The organism is Planktothrix sp., assembly GCF_046067725.1.
GTDB lineage: Bacteria > Cyanobacteriota > Cyanobacteriia > Cyanobacteriales > Microcoleaceae > Planktothrix.
Window position 1 is genome coordinate 25,245 of the sequence record NZ_JBJUDF010000249.1, and the last position, 12,064, is coordinate 37,308.

The 12,064-nt window shown below is 36.5% G+C and carries 8 protein-coding genes; 6 read left to right on the plus strand and 2 right to left on the minus strand.

Features of this window, described 5'->3' with window-relative positions; genetic code table 11:
* Positions 1-63 precede the first annotated feature (63 nt).
* From lnt to ACKPEB_RS15585, 5 genes are all read left to right on the plus strand, one after another.
* The gene (gene lnt / locus ACKPEB_RS15565; RefSeq protein ID WP_408965848.1) at positions 64-1,728 is read left to right on the plus strand and encodes an apolipoprotein N-acyltransferase; all 1,665 of its coding nucleotides are present in this window, start codon (positions 64-66) and stop codon (positions 1,726-1,728) included.
* A 127-nt stretch (positions 1,729-1,855) separates the two neighbouring features.
* The gene (locus ACKPEB_RS15570) at positions 1,856-2,977 is read left to right on the plus strand and encodes a response regulator (protein WP_408965849.1); all 1,122 of its coding nucleotides are present in this window, start codon (positions 1,856-1,858) and stop codon (positions 2,975-2,977) included.
* A 4-nt stretch (positions 2,978-2,981) separates the two neighbouring features.
* Positions 2,982-6,701 carry a GAF domain-containing protein gene (locus tag ACKPEB_RS15575; protein WP_408965850.1) on the plus strand — a complete coding sequence of 1,240 codons (3,720 nt, stop codon included), beginning with the start codon at positions 2,982-2,984 and terminating at the stop codon, positions 6,699-6,701.
* 119 nt (positions 6,702-6,820) lie between these two features.
* The gene (locus ACKPEB_RS15580; protein ID WP_408965851.1) at positions 6,821-7,759 is read left to right on the plus strand and encodes an ABC transporter substrate-binding protein; all 939 of its coding nucleotides are present in this window, start codon (positions 6,821-6,823) and stop codon (positions 7,757-7,759) included.
* On the plus strand, positions 7,756-9,483 hold the full coding sequence (locus ACKPEB_RS15585) for a sensor histidine kinase (protein ID WP_408965852.1): 1,728 nt from the start codon (positions 7,756-7,758) through the stop codon (positions 9,481-9,483). Before ACKPEB_RS15580 ends, ACKPEB_RS15585 begins: the two co-directional genes overlap by 4 nt.
* 18 nt (positions 9,484-9,501) lie before the next feature.
* On the opposite strand, the gene ACKPEB_RS15590 is transcribed toward ACKPEB_RS15585, so the two are convergent.
* A complete protein-coding gene (locus ACKPEB_RS15590; protein WP_408965853.1) occupies positions 9,502-9,696 on the minus strand; it encodes a hypothetical protein in 195 nt (64 codons plus the stop codon).
* Positions 9,697-9,710: 14 nt separating this feature from the next.
* Positions 9,711-11,204 (minus strand): ATP-binding protein, encoded by a 1,494-nt coding sequence (locus ACKPEB_RS15595; RefSeq protein WP_408965854.1) that lies wholly within the window; start codon positions 11,202-11,204, stop codon positions 9,711-9,713.
* 285 nt (positions 11,205-11,489) lie between these two features.
* Between ACKPEB_RS15595 and ACKPEB_RS15600 the strand changes: the two genes are divergently transcribed.
* A partial coding sequence (locus tag ACKPEB_RS15600; RefSeq protein WP_408965855.1) for a GUN4 domain-containing protein occupies positions 11,490-12,064 on the plus strand: 575 nt, incomplete at its 3' end.

Below are 12,064 nucleotides of genomic sequence, written 5' to 3' on the forward strand. Positions count from 1 at the left end.
TAATCTCGTCTAATTGAGGCAAATTTAGGGGGATTATTTTAATGATTTATCACAGAATTTAATATGAAAAAACACGAAATGATTCTGCGTTTATTATTAACCGCAATGGGTGGCGTTTTAATCGGGGTAGCTACTGAACCTTGGGGATTTTGGGGGTTCGCTTGGGTGGGGTTAGTTCCCCTTTGGGTTAATCTTTTTAGCCTTCCTCAATCTCCCCTAGAAATGTTAGAGGGAAAAACTCTAGCACCGTTTAAGTTCTTAAAATTTCCATTGCTATTGGCCTTAGTTTGGGGAATTTGTTATTACGGAATTGCTTTATTTTGGATTACGGGAATTCATCCCATGACTTGGTTAGGTGTTCCCTGGTTAGCGAGTTTAGCGATCGCTGCATTTTGTTGGGTTTTTATTACCCTTTGGGGAACCGCCTTAGTTTTATTTTGGGCCGGATTATTTTTAATCTTATCAAGCCAATTATCTCATAAATGTTCTACTATTTCTATCGCTTTAACACGGGTTTTAATCGCAACAACTCTATGGTGTGGCTTAGAGTCTTTGTGGAGTTCGAGTGCGTTATGGTGGTCTTCGCTATCTTATACCCAAAGTTTCGGGAATTTAATCATTTTACATTTAGGTCAAATTTCTGGCCCCACAACCATTACAGCCACCTTACTGATTGTCAATGGATTAATTGCTGAAGGATTAATTTTAAATCGGAATCAATTCTCCTCATTTGATGCTAAAAATAGATTAGATTTTCCAGAGGTCATTAATTTTAATCAACCAACTCGGTCATTATTCACCTTAGCCTTAATTATCTTGACTGTTTCTCATGGAATGGGGTGGATTTTATATCGGCAACCTTTGAATAATAACCCCGAAAAAGCTGTAAAAATTGGAATTATTCAAGGCAATATTCCCAATGAAATTAAATTGAATTACTCAGGATATTTGAAGGCTTTAAATGGGTATACAACGGGATATATCACGTTAGCCGACCAAGGAGTAGACTTAATTGTAACTCCAGAAACCGCCCTACCGTTTTTTTGGACTGACCCAAACCAACGATATAATAGTAGCTTTTATCAAGCCATTTTAGATAAAAAAGTTCCGGCTTTAGTCGGAAGTTTTGCTTTAAAAGAAACAGGATATACTAATAGTTTATTCGCGGTGGATGGAGCCGGAAAAATTATCAGTGAATATGATAAAGTGAATTTAGTTCCTTTAGGAGAATTTATTCCCTTTAGCGAAGTTTTAGGAAAATTTATTCAACGTTTATCTCCTTTAGAAGCCACTTTAATTCACGGTAAACCCGGTCAAATCTTTCAAACTCCCTTGGCTCAAGCAACGGTAGGAATTTGTTATGATTCAGCATTTGCTGATCATTTCCGTCAGCAAACGGCTCAAGGAGGAGAATTTTTGATTACCGCCTCTAATGATGCTCACTATTCCTTAACGATGTTAGCTCAACATCATGCCCTTGATGTGATGCGAGCCATTGAAAATCATCGCTGGACAATTCGAGCTACCAATACAGGATATTCAGCTATTGTTGATCCTCATGGTCGAACTCACTGGCTATCAAATCACAATACTTATGAACTGTATTCTGATACAATTTATCGTGATCAAACTCAAACCCTCTATGTCCGTTGGGGAGATTGGCTGATGCCTGTATTATTAATAGTAGGGGCAACTATATTTTTCAAAAACAGTGACATTTTCCCCTAAATTTCCTCCGAGTGTCTTAAAAGTTTAAGGTTATATATAAATCTCTAAAAGAAACAAAAAAAATTGTTTTTAAGGGATTTAGGGTTTGCTTTGATTATATTGGATTATTAAAACTTTACAACTTAACATGATCAAGTCGGACTCTATTCTGATTGTGGATGATGAACCAGATGTTTTTGACATTCTGGAAGGAATTTTGTTTAAGGAAGGGTATCAATTGCATTATGCCTCGAATGGATATGAGGTGTTTAAATTTTTAGAATCAAGTTTACCCGATTTGATTTTATTAGATGTGATGATGCCTGATTCTGATGGGATGGATATTTGCCGAAAAATCAAACAAATTCCTGAATGGAATTCGATTCCTATTATTATGATTACCGCACTTAATTCTAAAGAAACATTAGCCCAATGTTTAGAAGCAGGAGCACAAGATTTTATTGGAAAACCAGTCAGTACCCTAGAAGTTAGAGCCAGAGTTCGTTCAATGCTTCGACTCAAAAAACAGCACGATGAGTTAGAGAAATCTCGTCAAAAGTTAGAACAATTATTACTATTACGAGAAGATATGGCCAATGCGGTAATTCACGATCTCAGAAATCCAGTTGTAGTGATTGGATTAGCCTGTGAATTGTTAACGCTGACGAATTTAACAGAAAAACAATCCCAGAAAGTGAATCAAATTGCATTTTCAGCACAACAGTTAAATCATCAGCTTAATTCTTTACTGTTAATGGCAAAATTAGAATCCGCTCAAGAAGTGTTGAATCCTAAACCCGTTAATCTTTCAGTTCTACTTCAAGAAGTTGTGAATGAATTTGAAGCTCAAACCTTAAAAAAAGCCATTAACCTAACAGCTAAGATTCCAGAGGCTAAACGGTTGGTGATGGTTGATCCTGATTTAATGAAGCGGGTACTCGAAAATTTACTCAATAATGCCATTAAATTTTCCCCAACAAATGGTTATGTTTCAATAGAAGTTGAATATCCTGTCGAAACAAACACGGTTAAAGTTCATGTTCGAGATTCGGGATCGGGAGTTAAAGATGAACTCAAGCAAAGTATATTTGAAAAATATGAGATTGGTCAACGCTTTGAAGGAATTGCACAAACGGGATTAGGATTAGCGTTTTGTAAAATGGTCATTGATGCTCATCAAGGTTCCCTGTCCATTACGGACAATCAACCCCAAGGTGCAATTTTTACTTTGGAATTAAACGCAGAATTGCAGTTTGTTGTTGCTTCTTAATTTTATGTCTCACAACTTTGATAGTCAGTCTCTGATCCCCCTCAAAAAAAGCATGATTTCTCAGCCTTTAACGGTGAGTCCAGAAACAAGCGTCCTGGATGGATTAACCTTGTTCAACTCATCTCAAACCGCCTGTTCATTAACGACTCATTCATTAGAATTTCATCAGGGAACAACTTGTTTAATTGTTACAAAAAATCAGCAACCGGTCGGAATTTTAACCTATCGGGATATTGTGCGTTTAATTGCTCAACAAATTAATCTTGACGGATTGACTGTTGGCGATATCATGCGTCAACCTGTTATTACCCTTCCCGAAAGTCAACTGAACAGTTTAAATGCAACTTTCAAGATATTACAACATCATAAAATTCGCCATTTACCCTTAGTTGATACCGATGGTAAATTAGTGGGTTTACTCACCCATCAAGCTCTCAGAAATGCTTTAGAACCGACGGATTTATTAAAACTAAGAATAGTTGAAGAGGTGATGAATCAAACCGTTATTCAGGCATCTCCTCAAATTTCTCTGTTAGAATTAGCTGGATTAATGAGTTCTGCTTCTGTGAGTTGTGTGGTTTTAGTTGAGGAAACAATCTGCGATGGAGAAGCCTTAAAAATTCCAGTGGGTTTGCTAACGGAAGGAGATATTCTTAAATGTCAAGCTTTAGGTGTGGATTGGGGTTTGGAAGCTGAATCCGTGATGAGTACACCCCTATTTTGCCTTCATCCCCAAGATACTTTATTAGAAGCTCATTTGTTGATGCAGCAACACCATATTCATCGTATCCCTATTGTTAGTCATCGAGGTGAACTGATTGGAATTATTACGCCAACAAGTATTTTACAAGCTGTTAACCCCATTGATTTATCACAGTTGGTTAAGGTTTTACAGCAAAAAATTAATCAATTAGAAGCGGAAAAAGTTCAATTACTCGAAGCTCAAAATGCCCAACTTGAAGAGAAAATTCAAAAACGCACGGAAGCGTTAAAAAGAGCTAATCAAAAATTACAAGATGAAATTCAAAACCGCAGTTTAAATGAAGCAAAAATAGCCTTTCAAGCCTCTCTCTTAGAACAAGTACGGAATGGGATTATTGTAATAGACTTAGAAGGTAAAATTATATATTGGAATCACTATGCTGAAATTTTGTATCAATGGACAGCGACTGAAGCCTTAGGTAATAATATTAGTAATTGTTGGATTACCCAGGATGATCAAAATTTAGCTGAAGAAATTGTTCAAGAAGTTAAAACCAAAGGATATTGGGAAGGGGAATTGACAACCACTCGCAAAGATGGGAGTTCTTTATCGATTCATGTTTTTAATACTTTAATTCAAGATGAAGCTGGTCATCCTATCGGTTTAGTAGGGATTAGTTTTGATATTACAGAACGCAAAAAAGCCGAACAACAATTACAGCAACAGGTACAACGGGAGCGGTTATTTTACCAAACGGCTCTCCATATTCGTCAATCATTAAATTTAAGTCAGATTCTCAATAATGCAGTTATTAATATTCGCACTATTCTGAATTGCGATCGCGTCTTAGTTTATCAGTTTGATGAATTATTTAATGGTAAAATTGTCGCTGAATCGATTGCTGAAGGGATCAGTTCTACCTTGGGAATTTATTTAGAAGACACTTGCTTTAAAACTGGAGGAGCGTTTCACTATGGTCACGGAAAAAAGACTGTTATTCACAATATTGAAACGGCTGAATTAACCGAATGTCATAAAGAACTATTAACGAGATTTGATGTAAAAGCGAATCTCGTAGTTCCGATTTTAATTCCTGAGCAAAATCGAGATCAAGGAAATCTAATTTGGGGTTTATTAATCGCTCATCAATGTTTATCACCTCGGAATTGGTATGCGAGTGAATTAGAATTATTAGATGAAATTGCTGTACAATTGTCTCTGGGAATTCAACAATCTCAACTCTATCAAACCGTGCAAACAGAACTGGATGAACGGGAAAAAATTGAACAACAATTAAGGATTTTAAATCAAGAGTTAGAAACTATAATTTTGGATCGAACGGCTAAATTAGAACATCAAGAACGAAAATCCCGGCTGTTTGCAGAAATCGCTTTAAAAATTCGTCAATCTTTAGATCTCGACCAAATTTTACAAACCACCGTCACTGAAGTCCACAAGATTTTAGCTTGCGATCGCTTGTTAATTTATCGGGTTTTTTCTAATGGGACAGGACGAGCGATCGCCGAAAGTGTATTACCCGGATGGCGTTCAGTTTTAAGTGTTGACTTTCCCGAAGAAGTGTTTCCTCCAGAATATCAACAACTTTATCGTCATGGAATGGTGAAAGCCATTGCAGATATTAATGAAAATTATCAAGAAGTAACCCCGTGTTTGGTTGAATTTTTACAAGAATGGAACGTTAAAGCAAAATTGATTGTTCCCATTCTACAACAGGATCAGATTTGGGGATTTATGATTGCCCATCACTGTACTACTCCTCGACAATGGACAGAATTTGAAATGGAACTGATGCGAGAAATTGCGGATCAAGTGGGAGTGGCATTAGAACAAGCTCAATTAGTGGAAACAATTCGAGAACGAGAACAATTGAAAGATGAATTTCTAGCGAATATGAGCCATGAACTTCGTACCCCCCTGAATTCTATTTTAGGAATGTCTGAAGTTTTACAAGAAGAAACCTTTGGCGAATTAAATGAAAAACAAAATCAAGCTTTAGAAATGATTCACCGAAACGGAAAACATTTATTAGAATTAATTAATGATATCCTGGATCTGTCCAAAATTGAAGCGGGAAAATTAGATTTAGAATGTTCTCCGGTATCCGTTAATGAACTCTGCCAACAAAGTTTGATTTTTGTTAAACAACAAGCCCACCAAAAAAATATTCGGATTAGTTATCAAATTGAAGATGTAACGGGCACTCTCAATGTTGATGAACGGCGAATGCGTCAAGTCTTAATTAATTTACTCAATAATGCGGTGAAATTTACCCCAGAAGGAGGACGAGTTCAACTGCAAGTTCAAGGATATCGGGAGGAACAAACCATTAATTTTTCTGTAATTGATAATGGTATTGGAATAGCTCCTGAAGATCAAAATCGATTGTTTCAAGCTTTTTTTCAAATTGATAGCCGTTTATCTCGACGTTATGAAGGGACTGGTTTAGGATTAGTGTTAGTCAAAAAACTGGTGGAAATGCACGGGGGCACAGTCAAGATTAACAGCCAACTGGGAAAAGGCAGTTGCTTTACCATCATCCTTCCTTGGACTCCGGGATGTTGGCAAGAAACACCCATCACACCAACGGAACGCTTAGATCAGTCCTCCTTTTCTCGAATGACTCCGAGTGGGTTAAAACGCCCTTTAATTTTGTTGGCTGAAGATAATGCGGATAATATTCACACCCTGCTTAATTATTTACAAGCTAAGGGGTTTGATGTCGAAATTGCCCGCAATGGAATTGAAGCGGTTCAAAAAGCGCGTACTCTGCGTCCACAGGTGATTCTAATGGATATTTCGATGCCAGAAATGGACGGTTTAGAAGCAACACGCCAAATTCGGGCTGATTCAGAATTGGCAACCCTTCCGATTATTGCATTAACCGCTTTAGCGATGCCAGGAGATCGAGAACGATGTTTAGCCGCAGGGGTGAATGAATATCTTCCTAAACCTGTGCAATTGAGGCAATTAGTTCAGTTCATTAACAGTTTAATTCAGTAATCAACCAATGGTCAATTGTTAACCGGAAAAGGCATTTGTTTATGATTAACAAAAATAAAATTGAATTTAAAAAAAGCCAAAAGCGACTTTATTTATTTTTAATAGGGATAGCAATATGTATGAGTTTGGGAATCTTAGCCAGTTGCTTTCAACAACCAACAAAACCGTTATTAGTGGGAACCAATGAATGGCCGGGTTTTGCACCGTTGTATTTAGCTGAACAGTTAGGTTACTATCAAAATAGTGCCGTTAAAATTGTGGATTACCCGTCTAGTACAGAGATTAGTCGTGCTATTCGCAGTAGCAATTTACAAGCTGGGGGAATTAGTATGGATGAAACCTTACTTTTAGCTGAAACGTTCCCTGAAATTCGGGTGATTCTGCTGATGGATTTATCGAATGGTGCAGATGTGATCCTGGGAAAACCAGAGTTAAAAACCTTATCGGATATTAAAGGAAAAAAAGTCGGGGTTGAGAATACTGCATTAGGAGGTTATATTCTGAGTCGAGCCCTTGATCAAGTGGGACTTTCAGTAGAAGATATTACGGTTGTTTCGTTAGGGTATTCAGAACATGAAGCTGCGTTTAAACAAGGCGAAATTGATGCCATTGTGACCTTTGAACCAGTTCGTTCTAAGTTAATGGCAACAGGAGCTAAGGTTTTATTTGATAGTCGTAAGATTCCGGGTGAAGTGGTCGATGTGTTGGTGGTGCGTCAAGAAATTATCGAAACTCAGCCTAAAGATTTAGAACAGTTAATCCGAGGTTGGTTTATGGCATTAGATTATCTCAAAAAACAACCGGAAAGTGCGGCTCAAATTATGGCAGAACGCGGGAGAATTACCCCTAATGAATTGTTAGCTTCTCTGGAATTGCTAAAATTTTTTACACCGGAGGAAAATCAAAAACTTCTGTCTCAAGGTAATCGAAATTTGGTAGAAGCTTCAGAAAAATTGTCTCAAGTCATGCGAGAAAAGAAACTCCTGAACTCAGATGTTAAATTTTCGTCTTTTTTGGATGCACGTTTTGTGACTCAACTTTCTAAATCCAATCTATGAAACGTTTAGCTTTTACGATTCCGCTACGAGTTGCGATTCCCAGTTTATTACTCTTTTTGGGGAGTGGACTGGGTTTATATGGATTTATAACAGAGGTCAAAAGAAACTATCAATATCAAGAAAAACAAATTGAGCAACAAGCTAATTTTTATAGTGAAAAAACAGTAAAATTATTAGAATTTATTTTACGAAGATTTCCTAATTCTAATAGCACTTTAGATGGGGCAAAGTTAGTCATTGGAGAAACGGGAGAACAGCCGAATTTAGAATTATCAGCCTTTATGGATGAAAATTATATGATCATTTTTTCTAATCACTATGATTTACAAAAACGTTCAATAGTTGATACAAATTTAGCCTATCTTTATCCTCAAATTATCCAGGTTCAACAAACTCAAGTTGCCGATAAAAACTGGTCTGATAATCGGCAAACATTAAAAGTTATTACTCCCGTTACCTTGCCACCTAAGCCGAATGAATTACGTTCTCAAGTCGGGATTTTTTTATCAATTTATGATCTAAACCAAATTAAAAAACAATCCTATCAAGAAGCTTTAAATCGCTCAATAAAAATGAATGGAATGGTGTTAGGATTTTGTTTGTTAGTCTGGCTATTCTTGGAACTCACGTTAACAAAACGAGTTTCACGTTTAGTTTTAGTAAGTCAGAATTTAGCTCAAGGAAATTTAAGCGATCGCAGTCGTTTACAAGGCTCAGATGAGTTAGCAAAAATATCGATTTCCTTTGACAAAATGGCAGATAAAATTGAACAAGACACTCATATTTTACAAAAATCTCAACTTGAATTACAAGAAAAAGCGACGGAACTAGAAACAGCATTAATCCAATTAAAGCAAACTCAAACTCAATTATTACAAAGTGAAAAAATGTCTTCTTTAGGACAACTGGTAGCCGGAATTGCCCATGAAATTAATAACCCAGTTAGTTTTATTTTTGGAAATATCACTTATGCCCAAGAATATAGCGATAGTTTACTAAATTTAATTGCCCTCTATCAACAGTATTATCCCGAACCCTACCCCGAAATTCAAGTAGAACTAAAGGATTTAGAATTAGACTTTCTGGAAACTGACCTTAATAAAATCTTCCAGTCGATGCGAGTCGGAAGTCAAAGAATTGCCGATATTGTACAATCCTTACGTTCATTTTCTCGCTTAGATGAAGCCGATCTTAAAACCGTTGATTTACATGAAAATCTGGATAATACCCTGATGCTTTTAAAGCATCGTCTCAAAGCTCAATCTTCTCGACCAGAAATTCAAGTGGTGAAACAATATGGCAATATTCCCTTAATTCAATGTTATGCGGGTCAACTCAATCAAGTGTTTATGAATATTATCATTAATGGGATAGATGCCTTAGATTTGGTTCAATATAAAACCCAACCTTTAACCTCTCCCCAAATTATGATTCATACTGAAACCATGACTGACTCTAAACATAAAACCTGGGTAAAAATTAAAATCTCTGATAACGGTTTAGGGATGTCTGAGACGGTAAAAAACCGAATTTTTGAACCCTTTTTTACGACAAAACCTGTTGGTCAAGGAACCGGAATGGGGTTAGCCATTAGTTATCAAATTGTTGTGGAAAAACATCAAGGTCAACTGTTGTGTATGTCTCAACCCGGTGAAGGCAGTACCTTTGTCATTACCTTACCGTTATTGATCATGTCGAGCACTGAGGCGGTAGCACACCATTAGGCTGTGGTGTTCGGGGATTCACCACCCATTCAATTGTCCCATCCGCTTTAACAATCCACCCTTGGGCTCGCTGAATAGGGGGTTAGCCGTCGGTACAGTCATCACCAATTGATTGCCTTCATTTCCAGAACAGCGTGTGGCATTTAACGTTAAATTTCCCGCCGCTCCCTCGCTTCCGGTGGCTGCGGAAATTTGGGCACCATCGGCGACCACTACAACTTTTATTTCTAATTCAGCGTTTCCCGATGTCCTGCCATACTAGGTTGAGTTGGCATTTCCTGAGTAATGGGAATTTCAATAATAAATTCTGTTCCTACTCCTGGGGTTGAAATACAACGCAAACTTCCCAGATGTTTTTCGACAACAATATGTTGACTAATGGATAATCCAATTCCTGTACCTTTTCCGACGGGTTTTGTTGTAAAGAAAGGTTCAAATAAATGGCCAACAATCTCTTCTGTCATTCCGCCTGCATTATCGCTAATGGTAATAGAAATATGATGATTAACAATATCGGTTTTAATCCGTATTTGATAAGGATTTATTTCAATTTCTTCCAGAGTTTTATTTTGATAATTGTCTTCAATGGCATCAATTGCATTGGCTAAAATATTCATAAAAACTTGATTCATTTCGCCTCCGTAACACTCCACTAAGGGCAAAGACGGACTATATTCTTTAATCACGTTAATGGCGGGATGATCCGGTTTAGATTTTAAGCGATTTTGTAAAATCATTAATGTGCTATCAATCCCTTCATGAATATTAACCGCCTTCATTTTTGACTCATCCTGACGGGAAAAACTCCGTAAACTTAAAACAATTTCTCGAATGCGTTCTGCGCCCACCTGCATCGATTCTAACATTTTAGGTAAATCTTCTAAAATAAAATCTAATTCCACTGCTTCTGATTCCTGTTGAATGTTAGGATGGGGTTCAGGATAATATTGTTGATAAAGTTCAATAATCTTTAAAATATCGTTAATATATTCTTGAACATAAGCTAAGTTGCCATAAATAAAGTTAACTGGATTATTAATTTCATGGGCAACACCCGCTAACATTTGCCCCAAGGATGACAGTTTTTCGCTGGTCACTAATTGATGTTTAATAACCTGAATTTGATTGAACGCTTCTTCTAACGCTGTTTTGGCTTTTTCTGCTTCGGTAATTGCTTTTTTTAATTCGTCTTGAGTCTGAGCTAATTCTTGACAATAGCATTCAAGTTTGATTTCTAATTTATGATTAACTTCTTTTAAATAAAATTTTTTTTGCTTCTGAATTGCTAACTCGTTTTCTAAAATTTGATAATTTTTTAGGATATTTTTTCGATCTTGAGCCATCTGACAATAGCTTTTAATTTTAAAAAATAATTCATTGATTTCTAAGGTGGTTGAACAACAATCTATAAACCCCAAGCTTAAGGCTATTTTAAAAAAATCGGGGTTTAAATTTTCTGTCATCCAAATAATCGGAATATTGTGGCTTAGGAGAGATTTTTGTAACTGTTCACAAAACCGAAATTCATCTTGACCTAAATTGGCAACCGCCAGAAAAATTAGATTTGGTAAAGGAACTTCTACACCTAACAAATCAACTTTTTCATAATCTAAGCACGATAAACTTACCTCTTCTTGGCTGAGTATATCCAATACTTTCTGGAGGCTAACTGACTGATTATCAATCATTAAAATAGTTGTTAAATCAGACTCATTCATCATGTATTTTCCCCCAATGGAGCGGCAAATTCACAATAATTGCCTGTGAAATCTAACTTAAGTATAGGAGTGGACAACTGATCGCTTTAAAAGAGATATAATTTATCTTTTATTGATAACTGGTTGGCCCTAAGATTCCCTTAAGATTACCCCGAATAATTCAATCATACAATATTGTCATCAAAAGACAGGAAAGAGGGTGATGGAGCATGGAATCTGGAGGACAGGGTGTTAAGAATGTTAACATATCACAAACTTATTCACCCTGACTTTACTTTTGTTCATTCCATGAGCTTTCAATGTCCAGTCTGTGACTCTGACTATCAGCAACCCATTCCAGAAACTTGTTTAGTCTGTGGATGGGCTTTACAATTTCATATATTAACACCCTTAAGTTTAGAACTTGATCAAAAACGTTTAGACTGGGCAAAAAAAACCTGGGAACGTTTACAAATCTTTAACTCTTCCTCAAACAAAACTCATTCATTCTCAAAAAAAAGAGTCACGGTTGCGGATATCTTACCTCGGTTAGAACGTTTAGAAACCCAACTGCAACAAGCGACCCTAGAACGACAAAATTTACAAAATTTGTTAAACTGGATTGTCCATTATTTAGAAGCTTTAAATGCTCCAGTATTCCCTGGTAATTTTGATTCCACTATCACTCCAACTTCTCCTTTATCAGAACTAGGAATTGATTATAGTTCACTGATTGAATTATTAGCCAATGGAGATTGGAAAACCGCCGATGAATATACTTGGCAATTAATTTTATATCTGGGTCAACGTCAAGCTGAAAAATGGTTAAGGGTTGAGGATATTGAACAATTTCCCTGTACGGATTTAAACACCCTAAATTGGCT